This is a genomic window from Shewanella cyperi, from assembly GCF_017354985.1.
GTDB classification, from domain to species: domain Bacteria; phylum Pseudomonadota; class Gammaproteobacteria; order Enterobacterales; family Shewanellaceae; genus Shewanella; species Shewanella cyperi.
Window position 1 is genome coordinate 2,643,938 of the sequence record NZ_CP071501.1, and the last position, 15,835, is coordinate 2,659,772.

Below are 15,835 nucleotides of genomic sequence, written 5' to 3' on the forward strand. Positions count from 1 at the left end.
CATTTATTCTTTCATGCCAACAGGATTTAATCCTGACCGAACAGATCCCGGGTATAGACCTTATCAGCCACATCGGCGAGTTCATCAACCATGCGATTGGAAATAATCACATCGCACATTTGTTTAAATTCATTGAGATCGCGGATAACCCGTGAGCGGAAAAACTCATCCTCTTTCAGTACCGGCTCATAAACCACCATCTCAATCCCCTTGGCCTTGATGCGTTTCATCACACCCTGAACCGCAGAGGCGCGGAAGTTATCTGAGCCGGCCTTCATAATCAGGCGATATACCCCAACCACTTTTGGCAGCTTGCGAATAATAGAGTCGGCAATAAAGTCCTTGCGGGTGGTATTGGCATCCACAATAGCGGCAATCAGGTTATTGGGCACGTCGTTGTAATTGGCCAGTAACTGCTTGGTATCCTTGGGCAAACAATAACCGCCATAGCCAAAGGAGGGATTGTTGTAATGCCCACCAATACGAGGGTCGAGGCAAACACCATCTATTATCTGCCTGGTATCCAGGCCATGGGTCTCGGCGTAGGTGTCGAGCTCATTGAAATAGGCCACCCGCATCGCCAGGTAAGTATTGGCAAACAGCTTAATAGCTTCCGCCTCTGTGCTGCCGGTAAAGAGCACAGGGATATCTTGTTTAACCGCCGCAGCCTGGAGCAACCCCGCAAATACCCGAGCCCGCTCAGAGTCTTCACCGACAATTATTCTGGAGGGATGCAGGTTGTCGTATAGAGCCCGCCCTTCCCGCAAGAACTCCGGTGAAAAGAGGATATTGTCACTGCCGAACCTTTCACTCACCGCTTTGGTATAACCCACAGGCACAGTGGACTTGATGATCATCACCGCCTGAGGGTTCACTTTTATAACCTTCGCAATAACAGCCTCGACCGACTTGGTATTGAAATAGTTGGTCGCCGGGTCGTAATCGGTAGGGGTTGCAATAACAACAAAATCAGCATCTTGATAGGCCTGTTCTGCATCCAGGGTGGCTGTCAATTGCAGTGGCTTTTCAGCCAGAAATCGCTCAATTTCAGTATCGACTATGGGTGATTTACCCGCATTAATTAATTCGACTTTCTCAGCGACAATATCAACCGCAATGACCTCATTATGCTGCGCCAAGAGCACTGCATTGGACAAACCTACATAACCTGTACCCGCTACCGCAATCTTCATAAAATCTGCCTATCTCCTAAAAAACTACAGGTAAAAATTGAACTTACATCCGGTAAACATCAGCCGATCATACTCCCGGCTCTACCGGCGACGAAACAAAACCTTTTTACATACTGCCGAGTCACCAACTTAACCGTTTACTTTTTCGACTACAGTAGCAAAATCGCCCCCTTGAGAATCTTTCCAGGATACTATTGGATCAACATCTAAGGGCCAGTCAATGGCCGTCGTTGGATCCTGCCAGTGCAGAGTCAATTCATCTTCTGGATGATAAAAATCTGTACACTTATAGAGCACATCGGCAAATTCAGATAACACATAAAAACCGTGTGCAAAACCTTCGGGGATCCACAGAGCCCGATGCTCCTCGACTGACAAAATTTGTGCGGTCCAGTGCCCAAAAGTAGCTGATTTAGGACGCATATCCACGGCTACGTCAAAAATAGTGCCGGACAACACCCAAATCAATTTCCCCTGAGGGTGGTTGAGTTGAAGATGCAAACCTCTGAGCGTACCTTTTTTAGAGCGAGAATAATTGTCCTGCACAAAACGGGTTTCCCCAATCAGTGCATCAAAAGTTGCCTGATTCCAGCTTTCCATGAAAAAACCCCGGTTATCATGGAAAACTCTTGGTTCGAACAGCACTACTTCTGGTATAGATGTCGGAATAAGTTTCATAAGATCTTGATAGCTAGATGAAGAGTCACGTTTGGCATCAGCACGTTACTACTGCATAACAGACACAGCTAAGTGTGTATCAATTCTTGCGCGCCTTAAGCACATCACGCAACGCCGTGGGCCAATCAGGTGACGACAGCAAGAATGTATTGTGAATTTTACTGTTATCCAGACAGGAATTTCTCGGTCTGGCAGCTTTGGCACCAAATTCAGTACTAGTGACGGGGCGCAATATTGGCATTGCTGGCAACAAACCTTGCTCTGTGAAGACGATGAAAATCCGCGACGCAAACTCAAACCAACTCACACAGGGCGTTCCACTGTAATGGTAAATGCCCCATTGAACCTTATCAATCGCAATGCTGGCGACTATGGTCCAAATCGCTATAGCGAGATCTTTTGCCGGGGTTGGGCCACCTACCTGATCCGCCACTATATTCAAGACTGAACCCTCGCCGGCGAGCTGAGCCCTAGCCAACCGCAGCATGGTACTGACAAAATTGTTACCCTCGGCGGCAAATACCCAGGAAGTTCGCAAAATGATATGTCGGGGGTTGGCCGCCAGAACCGCTTGTTCCCCCGCCAACTTACTTTTGCCGTACACGGACAAAGGCGCTGGCAGATCATCTTCGGTGTATAGTCCGTTCTTAAAACCATCAAACACATAATCGGTTGAAAGATGAATAAGAGGAATACCTGCCTCAGCGGTCGTCTCGGCAATAATAGCAGCGCCATCGCGATTCACTGCGTAACAATGCTCAGAATTCTGCTCGGCCAAATCCACTGCCGTGTATGCCGCGCAGTTAATCACCACATCAGGTCTCACCATGGCAACATAAGCGGTGACAGCGTCGGCATCGCTTATATCCAGCTCCGCATGCCCAGGTGCAACACACTGCCATCCCTCTGGCAATGTTTGCTGCAAAGCCCTCGCCACCAGTCCTTTGCCACCGGTAATCAACACTTTCATCTTTATACCCAAAATAAACCTATGAACCGGACACTTCTAAAGCCACGACTTTCAAATAGTCGCCATAGCCGGACTGTTGATATCGGGCAGCCAGTTTAAGCAAAGTGGTTTTATCTATCCAGCCTTGACGGAAAGCGATTTCCTCCAAACAAACAATTTTGAGTCCCTGACGTTTCTCAATCGTCTGCACAAAATGACCAGCTTCCATCAGGGCGTCATGGGTACCAGTGTCCAGCCAGGCAAAGCTACGACAAAACAGGCTTACGTGCAGATCATTGTTTGCGAGATAGGCATTATTGATATCGGTGATTTCAAGCTCTCCTCGCCCCGAGGGCTTGAGTGTTTTCGCAATGTCAACCACTCGATTATCATCAATAGTAATCTGAACCCCGAGTTGGCCTTCCCATTGAGTGCAATTCAATATTCTCGCAATACTTCAAGCACCTTAAAGGTACACAGTAAATTGATTTGTATGAGCTCAGCCTGACCATCTATGGACCTGTCCACATGACTTTCAGCCGCCGTATGGATAACCGCATTGGGCTTATAACGTTGAAAAATCGCCGATAATTCTGGATCACAAATATCCAGTTGCTCCAAATAATAATTCCGCGAATTCGCGACGCAGGCCAGTGTGTATAGACCGGAGACATGGTAAACACTTTGTTCGGAGACTTGGGTTACACATTTACTAGTCATTCTAGTTGTATGTTTCCCACTTGTTTGTGTCGATAGAATACAGCATAAACCCCGTCTTCTATCGTGGGTCTTATCCCAACTTTCAACTGCCCAAACACTTCACCTACGGTATAAGCTTTTCCCTTGAACTTGACCCGTCCATTGGGGTTCACGATACGGACTGCATGCTCTGAACTGTATTCATATTCAGGAACTTGTTCCTTAAATTCTCTTCTACTGATTTCGTAGTGAGCCGCTGGTACATCCAAGTTCAATGCGCAATGAGGCCTAAGCTGGTTGTACTGAATACGCCATTCATCGCATTTGCGTTGTAAGTGGGCCAAGTCACTGAACTCATTGCGATTTAAGAGCTCATCTTTCAAAGTGCGATGAAATCGTTCATCTTTACCCTGAGTTTGCGGATGACGGGGCCTGGAATGACTCACAGCAATGTCCAAATCCAGTAGCCACAAGGTAAAACGTGTCCAACGACCATACGGATTTCCCCATGGAGTCCCATTGTCCATCGTCATGGCATCCGGCAGTCCGTAGCGCCTAAATATGTCTGACAAATGGAATCGAGTTTCTTCGTAACTCTGTCTTTTAGTTATCTTTACACCCAAGGAAAAGCGGGAATGGTCATCCAGTACCGTTAAGGCGTGACATTGCTCCTGTCTAATGGATAGTGGACCTTTAAAGTCTATTTGCCACAGGTCATTTGGCTTTTCATGTTCAAACCGTTGCCAGTTTGGTTTTGATTCTGCAGAACTTAGCTTCAGCAAATCATTACGGCGCAGGATTTCAGTAATCGTGCTCGCAGCAGGAAGATTGCGATGTCCAAGGTTTTCCAGATGCCTTTTCAGCTTCCGACCGCCCCACTCAGGATGCATTAGTCGAGCATCCAAGATAAGTGCTTCGATATTATGCGCAGTTTGCGCAGGGCTTGATTTCGGGCGCTTAGAGCGGTCATCCATAGAGTCATTATCAGTGGCACGGTGAAGCCACTTATAGCCTGTCTTACGGCTAATCCCAAAGCGTCTACACAGAGCGCTGACATTTGAATCTGGTTTACTCGCTAGGGCAGTAAACTCTTGTCTTAGGGTCATCACTAACACCTCATTCCAGGGCATATCAGCATCCTCAAAATCTGACATACCACTTACTTTAAAGTGTTACCTATGTGTCCGAACGTTTTGTAACCTATGTCTCCGGTCTATACACCAGTGCCTCAGGGTTAGCCGCATAGGTGAGCTTGTCGACATTGACCACCTTATGCCCTTTTGCAATCAGCAAACGCATCAATGCCGAACCGATAAAGCTGCAGCCACCCGTGACAAGAATCTTCATGTCTGTGCTCAATAATCATTGCCGCTTATCAGCAAAGGTCAAACCTTATCGGCGACAATATCAAAAAGCAAACACTTGATGTTTCAGGGCTAATAATACAGCATTTGAGAGGCCTACATAGCCCGTACCGGCAATCGACACTTTCATTTTTACAACAAGCCCTTAAAGTAAAATACAGTTATCTCAAACTAAGCTTTATTAAAAAAATTCAACATTGTTAAATACTGATCAATAATCAATTTCTCATCGAACTTTGTCTTTATAAACTCACGACTAAACTTACCCATTAGAGCACGTTGTTCGCCTGTCATATAAATAATTTTATCAAAACAACTAGCAAGTGATTCTGCACTTCTTACATCGCAAATAAATCCATTCAAATTATCTAATACAACTTCGCGACAACCTGGAGCATTGCTGACTATAAGAGGTTTCTCCATAGCTGCAGCCTCGATCATAGTTCTAGGTATACCCTCTCTATATGACGGTAGAACTACACAATCTGCAGCTGCCATATAAGGACGTACATCATCAGTAACACCAAGATATTCAACTAATCCAGATTTAACCCATAAATCAATTATATCGTTTCCAATAGCGCTAGGATTATTAGAGTCACACGGACCTAAAAGTTGAAAAATCACATCAGGATTTGACTCTCTAACTAACTTAGCAGCATCTACGTACTCACGAATTCCTTTGTCCCAAAGCATTCTAGCTATTAAAAGAAATCGTACTTTATCATCGCGCCTATCATTAACAACCGGAGAAAAATAGTTTAAATTAACACCTTCACCATTTAGAACAACAGCTTTTTGCGCAGAAACAAGCTTGCTTTCGATAAAAACTGTTTTATCATCTTCGTTTAAAAACCACACTTGGAAGGGAAATTTAAAAGAAAATTTATAGAGAACTCTAGCTACTTTTGAAACAAAATTACTATTAATAAATGTATACCCCAAGCCTGTTGTAACAGCAAGTGAAGGAATTGAAAGTAGCCTTGCTGCAATTGAACCGTAAATATTGGGCTTTATTGTATAATGAATCACCAAATCTGGTTTCAGTTTTTTGTATAAAAAAAGTAGTCTAATAAAAACAAAAAAATCTTCTACTGGACTAACACCTTTTGCAGACAACGAAAAATCAACAACCTCGCAACCTATAGATACGAGCTTACTTGAAAAACTATCAGATGGGCAGACAACGGTGACTTTAAAACCATCTGCGATCAAACGTTTTATCAACCCCAACCTAAAATTGTATAAAGACCAAGCTGTATTTGACACTAATAATAATTTCATTTAAACCCACAAATAACCAAACTAAAAACCTATTATATATTGATGTTCTTACCTGAACGCATAACGTAAAAAGATACAAAATGCCCAACAATAAGAACGTATAATAACTTGAGCTTATAAAACTCCCATGCAGTAAAAAGCATTAGGCAAGTGTTAAGCAAATGCAACAATAAAAAGCATCTACTTAAACTATTTAAGTTATACATTTTTTTTATTAAAATACTAAGCAACATTGACCAAAAAACAAATCCAACAGGACCTGTAAATGACAATATTGTTAGACCTGAAAATAAATTAAATTTATCATTCAAAAAGAAACCACTTGAATCACCAACTCCTTTACTTTGAAACTCACCTGATAGTCGGTCAACAATCTTAAAAATGAAGTCTGGTTCAAAAAAAGGAAAAAAAGAACTAAACTTTCCAACGTTATAAAACTCATTAATATTTATTAAGTATATAGAGTTTACGCTAGCGCTAGTTATATAGCCTAACAGACCACCGCCCCCTCCCCCTCTAATAAAAATAAAAAACGAAAGTATAAAGGACAAGAAGGTACAAGCTAATATATATATGTATTTATTGAACTTGAAATCGGAAAAAATATAAAAGGAAAATCCAGCAAAAACAAATGCATGAAGAACGGTAAATTTTATACCGTGAAAAAAGGATACTATAACACATAAAAAAAACAGAATAACATCCAATATTTTTTTATTAAATTTAAGAGAAGTTATTAATGGGTGCTTAAAGTAACAAATAAATAAAGGGATAGCACAAAGATGTAAAAAATAAAGATAATTTAAAATAACATACCGACCAAAAGTTTTTTCCCACACTCTCGGAGATATAAATATGAGTTGCATGTCACCAACTCTGTAAACATTTAAAATAGTGGCTATAATAGCTACAGCCGCAAATGAACGTGCAATATTACGGAGAAGAACTAAATTTACCCCTCTTGAATATATATCTAAAGTAAAATTATTACGTCCATTTGTCCTTAGAAAAAAACAAAAAATCAAAAACGATACTAAAAATGAAAACCAGTAAAAATAAACATTCAGTGTATTGATTGCAACATTGTGCACATACATATAGTCCCATAATCCAAACTCATTTCCATCTAAAGCAATAGAAAAAAGCAGAAAAGAAATAAAATATAGAAAAACAGGTAGCTTTGGAATGTTGAATGCTATCAATACAATAACAAGTATTACGATACTAATCAGAGAAAACATTCAAAATTCCCAAGGTTAAAATCTAGACATGAATACATAAAACGAAAAATTAACTCCGCCTGAAAAAATAATTCAACAAATATGAGTCCTTGGTTATAATACTAATTTTAAATAAAATCAAAAAAAACCTTAACTTTGTTGACAACTTCATTGCATTTCTATATTTAGAAAAAAACTTTAATGATGCAGGGATATTAAAACTTCTCTGCTCACTACGAAGCCAAACTATCGTGACAGTAATCACTGGTAAGCAACAACATTTTAAAGCGCTAGCAGCACGGATAAAAAAATCTAAATCTTGTGAGCGCTTAAGTTCTTCATCCCAACGAACCAAATTAAAAGCTTGCCTATGTATAATATAAGAAGAAGTTTGGGCATATCCACCACAAAAACCAAGAATATAGTCAACAGGACTCTCAAACTTATTCAAGTCCCTAGCCTTTCGTATCTTATAAACATTCCCGTCAAATATTTTCGCACCACCATAGACAAATTCAGCCTTAGTTGACTCAAGGAAACTTAAAGCTCTCTCTAAATGAGTTGAGTCCCATATATCATCAGAATCTAAAAAAGCAATAAATTCTCCAGAAGAATTGTCAGCTCCAAAATTCCTAGCAACATTTGTATTACTACAGATATCCATTGAATAGTATTTTATATTCATATCTAACGAATTCACAAATGATGCAATGAGTTCAGGATTTACACTATTGTTTTCAACTATAATTACTTCAAAATCCTGAAAAGACTGCTGATCAACACTTTCTATTGTTTTAATTAATTTATCTAAGCGGTCACAAACAGGAATAACTATTGAGACTTTAACAATATCTTTCATATAAGATCACATCTTTTATCTTGATTAAATTCAAGAATATTATAAATAATATATCTTCATGTTATTACTGACTCAACTAATAGCAGCAAAAACTAATTTTTTAGTTCTGTCAACAACAACCAATTCTGACCAAATATTTTTTAATAAGGTTCTATTATCCTGTATCTGTTCACTTGTTAAATGATGTTCGAGTAAATCCTGATTAATCTCTAACTCTTGCACAGAGTAAATGTGCGCACTCAAACCCTTGAAAAACTTATATAGAACAGACTCCTCACGCAAAAAAACCTTAGAACCGCGATACAGCATTGCCACTATATTACCAAGCGCTTGTTGTCTAACATGATTCATAATAACAAAGCCACAATTATTAATTATAGCATTATATTCATCCAAAGGAAGGAATGTATCTAACACCTTACACTGAGATGCTAGTTTAGGGTTGTTATAAATATATTCTTTAACCGATTTAGCATATATCATGTCGCCATAACTTAGCGGCACATAAACTGTACGCATAAAATCAGAATGTAAAATAATATCTAGTGCCTCAAAGTGGTTATTAGTTGGAGTAGCACTATTTCCTAATAAAATTGAATTTGCAGAATCAATATTATTTAACTCAATATTCTTAATTAGATGCCTTTCTAAAATTCCATAATTCCACGGTGAGTATTTTGTTTCCTTGCCTAATCCATAGAAATTTTTTACTAAATCAAACTCTTGCGGAAGTACAGGCGAAAAAACCTTAACATTTCGCATAGCCAAATTATAAAAAGTCTTACTTTCTATAATTTTTTTAGCTAAACTTTTTAAAACAGATAAACATTTAACACTGGGACCGATATTATCATTAACTCCAATATATCTTTTTTTAGTTTTCTCTAGTACGACAGGATTTGGCAGCAAATCTTTATCAAATGGCCGACTGTAATAGTCAAACCCCCAACCTAACCATACATATCGCTGTTTCAACAGAACCGGAGGAATTAGAAATGTTGATGGCAAACTATGCAGAATAATTAAATCATAACTCTTCATCTCAGAGCGATTTAGTAAGAAATATTCAACCCATTTTTTCGAACTGAAATTCTTGTAAATTACTCTATCTTTGACAAAGCGCCAAGGTTTGGGAGCATTAATATAAAAAGTATTTTGGTTAGGAAATGCTATCTCAAATATATCCACAGCATTTTCTATAAACTTTTCATCTGCTGCAATATGTGCGATTTTCAACATTGATTATAATTCACCGTTAATCAACTTCTCTTCAAGAGCTAACAAATCCCGATTGCGATTCTTTATTTTTTTTGCAGGTGCGCCAATATAAATACCAAAGGGTTCACAATCTTTGGTGATCATAGATAATGAACCAACCGCTACTCCGTCATGAAGTATCACACCTGGTAATACAACTGAGCCAGAACCAATAATCACATGCTTACCCAAGGTGACATCTGCATGAGTCACATTGGTATACTCAGATGGAATCATTGGATTTGTAAGAAAACCTCCGGAGTAATCATCATTACTGGAGTATACGCATACACGAGATGAAATACCTGCAAAATCCGAAACAATTATTTTACCGGCTCCAATCAGTAATGCAGAAACCGCTATATGTACATAATTACCAATTTCAATTCCCCCCTCGCCAGCAGACAGCACACAAAAATCATCAATACGAACATTACTACCAATCTTGATGCGGCAAGCACCATAAATTGAGACCTTATCAGAGATCAATACATTGGAACCCAGTTCAGCAAACCCCATGGTGCTTAATTGTTGCTCTGTAAGAAACGCCATTAATTAAAACCCCTCTTTTATTAACGAAATAATATGATTCTGTTCTTCAATGGTTAACTCATTAAAAATCGGCAAACACAATACCTTTTCGGCTAAGGCATTTGCTTGGGGCAAATGCGCAGTATTGGCACTTGGAAAACGCCGATACATCGGCATATTGCTGATCAAGGGATAAAAATAACGACGGGATAAAATACCATTGGCTTTCAGTTTGTCATATAACTTATCGCGGCTCAGTGGGTAATCGGCTTCAACCAAAATCGGGAAATAAGAGAAATTGCTGTTGGCGTGTACATCGTGTTGATACAGAGCAATGCCTTTCACATCCGCTAGTTCTGCACGATAACGAGCATCGACAGCTTGGCGCTGTAACATCGCTTCATCAATATGCTTAAGCTGCACCAAACCAAAGGCTGCATTAATTTCACTCATTTTGCCGTTAATACCAGGTGCGGTTACGGTGAGTTCATCGGCTATGCCAAAGTTTTTCAAGCGATCTATACGCTGCTTAGTTTTGGCATCCTGGCTGATAATTGCGCCCCCTTCAAAGGTATTAAAAACCTTGGTAGCATGAAAGCTCAAAATCGACAGTTCGCCCCATTTCAGTATACTCTCGCCTTTATAACTCACCCCAAAGGCATGGGCCGCATCATAAATCACCTTCAGTCCATAGTTATCAGCGATTTTTTGAATGGCTTCTACATCGCAAGGATTGGAATAGCAATGTACCGGCATAATGGCGGAAGTGAGCGGAGTAATCGCCGCCTCGATTTTAGCAGGATCAATATTGAAGGTTGCGGGATCAATATCGACGAACACAGGCGCCAAGCCATTCCACATGATCGAATGGCTGGTAGCCACAAACGAATAGGGGGTAGTGATCACCTCACCATGAATTCGCATGGCCTGCAAGGCGGTGATTAAGGCAATGGTGGCATTATTAAATAACGAGACATGTTCAACCCCCAGATATTCAGCCAGCTTGGATTCCAATTCTTGATGGAATGGGCCATTGTTAGTTAGCCAACGGTTATCCCAAATTTTTTCAAGATAAGGTACAAATTCGCTTAATTCTGGCAAAAATGGCTGAGTGACTGGTATCAATTTATTACTCATGCTACATCCAAAGAAAATAATTAAATCGTTAGCGGCGCAAAGTGCTGCGCAGTTGCAACAGCAGTGGTTTTTGCGCCAACACTAAATACAAGCCATACGCCAATATGGCCGCGCTCAAGTTAACCGCTATTTGCAACCACGGTTGTAAAACATATAAACCTGCGAAATAGCCCAAAGCTGCTGCCACCATCACGGCAAGCCAAATTGGCAAAATATCTTTGCACTGCTGCCATTGGCTTAAATCAGTTAACTTGGCAGTGTAATAGGTGTTAAGCAGTAAGGCTAAATAGGAGGTAATAGTAAAACCGATGCACATCGCCAGCACGCCATAAGGAATGCTCAGCAGCAACAATGTCCCGCCAATGCCTTTTTTAATTACCTCAAGCTTTAAAAATAGATCGCTGCGGCCAGTAACTTGCAGCAAATTAAGATTAACCGCGTGGATGGGATATAAAATATAGCCCAAACAAAGCACACTGAGCAACATCGCCGCATCCTGCCACTGCGAACCCAACAGGCTGGTCAACAACGGCTTAGCGATTAAGCCCAATGCAACAATCAATGGGAAAATCAACAGCGCTGACAATTTTAAGGTTTTACGATAAGCATTGACCATTCTAGCCGGTTCATCTTGAAGCTGGCTAAACATCGGGAAGGTAACCCGCTGAATAATGCTGGTTATCGTTATCGCTGGCACACTGGCCAACTGGTTAGCTTGGGTGAATTGCCCCACTAAGGCCGGGCTGAATTTTTTGCCAATGATGATTTGATATAGGTTGCTGTAGGTAACATCTAACAAACCCGATAACAGAAGTTTACTACCGTATCCAAACAAGTAATTAAAAGATTGTTTGGTAAACCGACCACGAGGCAACCAAGGTGCAAATAAAATCAATAACACTGTGGTACAGCTGGCATTGAGTAATGCTTGCATCACCAAGGCCCACACTCCATAGCCATTGATGGCCAATACAATCGCGGTTGGGCCACTGATTAAAACACTAAGCACCGATATCTTGGCTTGGGTTTTAAAATCCATCGCCACATTAAGCTTGACCCGCGGGATTAACGTGAATGCGTTGATAAGCACCGTCAAGCCCAATACCCGAAGCAGACTTTGCAGTTCTGCTTGCTGATAAAAATCAGCCACAACCGGCGCGCTGATATACAGGGTTAAATAGCACAATGCAGAAACTGCAATGTTGTAATAAAAAGCGGTCACCAAATCGCTTTCACTGCGATCGGTTTTGCGAATTAATGCCGAGGTAAAGCCGCTATCGATAAACACGTTTGCTATGGCAATAAACACTGCCAACATACCCACTAAACCAAAATCAGTTGGTCCCAACAATCGAGCCAAATATAAGGCTATGGCAAGTTGAATACCTTGAGTCACAATGCGCTCGATAGCGCTCCACTGCAGGCCTTTTTTGGCTTTGGCTTGAAGTTCGGCCATGAAGATTAAGCTTTGGCTAACGTTAACAAATATTGGCCATAACTGTTTTTGTTCATCAATTCACCCCGTGAAATTAACTGCTCTTCAGTTAGCCAACCCTGCAAATAGCCAATCTCCTCTAAACAGGCGATTTTATAGCCTTGGCGTTTTTCCAGCGTTTCAACAAACTGAGCCGCTTCGAGCAAGCTTTCATGGGTACCAGTATCGAGCCAGGCAAAACCACGACCGAGCATTTCCACTTGCAAGTTACCTTTTTCAAGGTACATCTGATTCAAACAAGTAATTTCTAACTCGCCGCGTAGAGAAGGTATTACTTGATTGGCCTGCTTTACCACATCATTTGGGTAAAAATACAAACCAGTTACTGCATAATGGCTCTTTGGTTTTGATGGTTTTTCCTCAATACTGATTGCTTTTTGGTCTCGATCAAATTCGACCACACCGAAACGCTCAGGATCTTTGACTTGATATCCAAACACTGTTGCAGCTTCCCCAGCTTGGGCTTTAGCCACCGCCTTTTTTAACTTGGCGCTGAAATTTTGGCCATAAAAAATATTGTCACCCAACACCAAACATACAGCATCGTTACCGATAAACTCTTCACCAATGATAAAGGCTTGTGCCAAACCATCGGGGCTTGGCTGTACAGCATAGTCAAGACAAATACCAAATTGACTGCCATCTCCCAACAAACGTTGAAATGCCGCCTGTTCTTCCGGTGTGGTAATAATCAAAATGTCTCTTATGCCAGCCAGCATTAATACCGATAAAGGATAGTAAATCATAGGCTTATCGTAAACTGGCAGCAACTGCTTTGATACCCCCATAGTGATGGGATAAAGGCGTGTACCCGATCCACCCGCTAAAATAATTCCTTTCATTAAGCCATTTCTCCGTACTGCTGGGCCAGCCAGTTTTTGTAACTACCACTTTTCACGTTGGAAACCCATTCTTGGTTGGCCAAATACCACAAAACTGTTTTACGAATACCAGTTTCAAAGCTTTCTTCAGGCTTCCAGCCCAATTCAGCGTTCATTTTATTGGCATCGATGGCATAACGGCGGTCATGGCCTGGACGATCAGCCACGTAAGTGATCTGATCTCGATAAGGCCGAGGTTTGGGTACTAACTCGTCAAGTAAATTACAGATAGCATAAACCACTTCCAAATTTTGCTTTTCGTTATGCCCGCCGATGTTATAGGTATCGCCTACCTTACCCTCGGTCACGACCTTATAAAGAGCTCGTGCGTGGTCTTCGACATACAGCCAATCTCTAATTTGATCTCCCTTTCCATACACAGGTAAAGGTTTGCCTTCCAACGCGTTCAGGATAACCAACGGAATAAGCTTTTCAGGAAAATGATAAGGGCCATAGTTATTGGAGCAATTGGTCACTATCGTCGGTAAACCATAAGTGCGACGCCAAGCGCGCACCAAGTGATCGCTCGACGCCTTAGACGCAGAATAAGGGCTGCTAGGCGCATAGGGGGTAATTTCAGTAAACAAAGGCAAGCCGTCTGGATCCGTTGCGCCCGCCTCAAGCTCTTCCGGATGGGGTAAATCACCATACACCTCATCAGTTGAAATATGATGAAATCGAAACGCCGGCTTGCGCGGCTCAGGCAGAGCATTCCAGTATGCGCGAACGGCTTCTAATAACTGGTAGGTGCCAACGATGTTTGTTTCAATAAACGCCGCTGGGCCGCTAATTGAGCGATCAACGTGACTTTCTGCTGCTAAGTGCATCACCGCATCCGGCTGATACAGGGCAAACACTCGATCCAACTCGGCACGGTTGCAGATATCCACTTGTTCAAAAGCATAACGCCCGCTGCTGCTCACGCTAGCTAGCGACTCGAGATTACCCGCATAGGTGAGTTTATCAAGATTGATGACACTGTCTTGTGTACTATTAATGATGTGGCGAACTACTGCTGAACCAATAAATCCAGCACCGCCGGTAACGAGGATCTTCACTCTATAACTCCAAATCTACTTCTAAACCAACTCACCACTTGCCAAACATGCATCAATAACCAACTGTAGGTGGCAAACATTGCAATGAATCCGATGAACAATAACCATTCTGAAGTTTGGTAGATTTCGGTAACACAGCCAATTATTGCGATCGAAGTGGATATGAGTGTAATAATCAGCAAGGTTTGCCTACGATTGAACCCTGCACGCTCAAAAATATGGTGTAAATGTTCTCTGTCAGCTGTAAACGGAGACACACCTTTACGAATTCGACGATACATTATCGCCGCCATGTCCATCAAAGGAATCGCTATCAAATAGAGCGCTGTTACCGGCCTAAATGCACTCACTTCTGCTGATGTACCAATCACCAGCAACCATACTACTGTCAGTCCAATCAACATGCTGCCTGCATCGCCCATAAAGATTTTGCCGAAGTTTTTGGGCCAACTTAAGTTAAACATCAAATAGGCAATTAATGCTGCAATAAATAACACTGGTAATAGATACCATTCATTGTTAACTCGACTAAGCAAAAATGCCAACGCTGAAAACGTCACCAAACTTAGCATGCCAGCAAGACCATCTATACCATCGACCATATTAAAGGCATTGATCGCTCCAATCACCGCTACTATTGTAACTAAAACACCAATTGGGCCTAGTACAACTTCAAGGGGCCCGATAATGTAGCCTAAACTTTGAAGATAAAAACCAGCACCGAATATCATGAGAGAGGCAGTAATAACTTGCGCTGTCATACGCAACTTTACAGACAAATCATACTTATCATCAAGCACTCCTAAAAATAGGATTAATGCAGATGAAATTAGATAGATATTAAATGCTTGGCTTTGCTTTATAAAAAACATCGACGCCATGAGCACGCCGATAAAAATTGATATTCCACCAATTAACGGAATTGCACCTACATGAAGCTTCCGTTCATTTGGTAGGTCAACCAATCCCGCTTTTACTGCGAGCGGTTTAACCAATTTAATTGCAACAAATGAGATACTGAATGTTGCCAACAGCGGGATAACATATTCCATCATTTAACCCCTTCCAGACTAAAAATCATTAATTAATCCAAAATATTCTAGGTTCTTGCCGACCAGAACGTGTACAAGCGCACTCACCGAACACTTCGTTTACAGAATACTGTCAATACTGACTGTACAGTATTGTTACTGCACGCCCATCACGCACAGCAAAGTTCTAAACGAGTAG

General features: G+C 41.2%; 16 protein-coding genes and 1 pseudogene. All 17 read right to left on the reverse strand.

Features of this window, described 5'->3' with window-relative positions; translation table 11 throughout:
• Positions 1-26: 26 nt before the first annotated feature.
• A complete protein-coding gene (locus tag JYB84_RS11455) occupies positions 27-1,193 on the reverse strand; it encodes a nucleotide sugar dehydrogenase (protein WP_207320205.1) in 1,167 nt (388 codons plus the stop codon).
• A 129-nt stretch (positions 1,194-1,322) separates the two neighbouring features.
• Positions 1,323-1,871, reverse strand: coding sequence for a dTDP-4-dehydrorhamnose 3,5-epimerase (rfbC, locus tag JYB84_RS11460; RefSeq protein ID WP_207320206.1), 549 nt, complete (start codon positions 1,869-1,871; stop codon positions 1,323-1,325).
• 79 nt (positions 1,872-1,950) lie between these two features.
• Complete coding sequence (gene rfbD / locus JYB84_RS11465) at positions 1,951-2,841, reverse strand: dTDP-4-dehydrorhamnose reductase (RefSeq protein WP_207320207.1); 891 nt, start codon at positions 2,839-2,841, stop codon at positions 1,951-1,953.
• Positions 2,842-2,860: 19 nt separating this feature from the next.
• On the reverse strand, positions 2,861-3,202 hold the full coding sequence (locus tag JYB84_RS11470) for a sugar phosphate nucleotidyltransferase (RefSeq protein WP_407695997.1): 342 nt from the start codon (positions 3,200-3,202) through the stop codon (positions 2,861-2,863).
• Between the two features lie 56 nt (positions 3,203-3,258).
• The gene (locus JYB84_RS18525) at positions 3,259-3,540 is read right to left on the reverse strand and encodes a GDP-mannose 4,6-dehydratase (RefSeq protein ID WP_207320208.1); all 282 of its coding nucleotides are present in this window, start codon (positions 3,538-3,540) and stop codon (positions 3,259-3,261) included.
• Positions 3,537-4,673, reverse strand: coding sequence for an IS481 family transposase (locus JYB84_RS11480; protein ID WP_207320209.1), 1,137 nt, complete (start codon positions 4,671-4,673; stop codon positions 3,537-3,539). Before JYB84_RS11480 ends, JYB84_RS18525 begins: the two co-directional genes overlap by 4 nt.
• Positions 4,674-4,740: 67 nt before the next feature.
• Positions 4,741-4,866 (reverse strand): annotated as a pseudogene (locus JYB84_RS11485) (NAD-dependent epimerase/dehydratase family protein); the annotation flags it as partial.
• A gap of 188 nt (positions 4,867-5,054) precedes the next feature.
• Positions 5,055-6,167 carry a glycosyltransferase family 4 protein gene (locus tag JYB84_RS11490; protein ID WP_207320211.1) on the reverse strand — a complete coding sequence of 371 codons (1,113 nt, stop codon included), beginning with the start codon at positions 6,165-6,167 and terminating at the stop codon, positions 5,055-5,057.
• Positions 6,168-6,199: 32 nt separating this feature from the next.
• Positions 6,200-7,408 carry an O-antigen polymerase gene (locus JYB84_RS11495; protein ID WP_207320212.1) on the reverse strand — a complete coding sequence of 403 codons (1,209 nt, stop codon included), beginning with the start codon at positions 7,406-7,408 and terminating at the stop codon, positions 6,200-6,202.
• A gap of 49 nt (positions 7,409-7,457) precedes the next feature.
• Positions 7,458-8,246, reverse strand: a complete 789-nt coding sequence (locus tag JYB84_RS11500; protein WP_207320213.1) for a glycosyltransferase family 2 protein — start codon at positions 8,244-8,246, stop codon at positions 7,458-7,460.
• Between the two features lie 72 nt (positions 8,247-8,318).
• On the reverse strand, positions 8,319-9,485 hold the full coding sequence (locus tag JYB84_RS11505) for a TDP-N-acetylfucosamine:lipid II N-acetylfucosaminyltransferase (RefSeq protein ID WP_207320214.1): 1,167 nt from the start codon (positions 9,483-9,485) through the stop codon (positions 8,319-8,321).
• A 3-nt stretch (positions 9,486-9,488) separates the two neighbouring features.
• The gene (locus tag JYB84_RS11510) at positions 9,489-10,055 is read right to left on the reverse strand and encodes an acyltransferase (protein ID WP_207320215.1); all 567 of its coding nucleotides are present in this window, start codon (positions 10,053-10,055) and stop codon (positions 9,489-9,491) included.
• Between the two features lie 3 nt (positions 10,056-10,058).
• Positions 10,059-11,171: a dTDP-4-amino-4,6-dideoxy-D-glucose aminotransferase VioA gene (gene vioA / locus JYB84_RS11515; RefSeq protein WP_207320216.1), complete on the reverse strand. Its 1,113-nt coding sequence runs from the start codon at positions 11,169-11,171 to the stop codon at positions 10,059-10,061.
• Positions 11,172-11,199: 28 nt separating this feature from the next.
• On the reverse strand, positions 11,200-12,627 hold the full coding sequence (locus JYB84_RS11520; protein WP_207320217.1) for a lipopolysaccharide biosynthesis protein: 1,428 nt from the start codon (positions 12,625-12,627) through the stop codon (positions 11,200-11,202).
• Positions 12,628-12,632: 5 nt separating this feature from the next.
• Complete coding sequence (gene rfbA, locus JYB84_RS11525) at positions 12,633-13,508, reverse strand: glucose-1-phosphate thymidylyltransferase RfbA (protein ID WP_207320218.1); 876 nt, start codon at positions 13,506-13,508, stop codon at positions 12,633-12,635.
• Positions 13,508-14,605, reverse strand: coding sequence for a dTDP-glucose 4,6-dehydratase (gene rfbB, locus JYB84_RS11530; RefSeq protein WP_207320219.1), 1,098 nt, complete (start codon positions 14,603-14,605; stop codon positions 13,508-13,510). The genes rfbA and rfbB overlap by 1 nt, the downstream gene beginning before the upstream one ends.
• The gene (wecA, locus tag JYB84_RS11535; protein WP_207323201.1) at positions 14,602-15,657 is read right to left on the reverse strand and encodes a UDP-N-acetylglucosamine--undecaprenyl-phosphate N-acetylglucosaminephosphotransferase; all 1,056 of its coding nucleotides are present in this window, start codon (positions 15,655-15,657) and stop codon (positions 14,602-14,604) included. Before wecA ends, rfbB begins: the two co-directional genes overlap by 4 nt.
• Positions 15,658-15,835 lie beyond the last annotated feature (178 nt).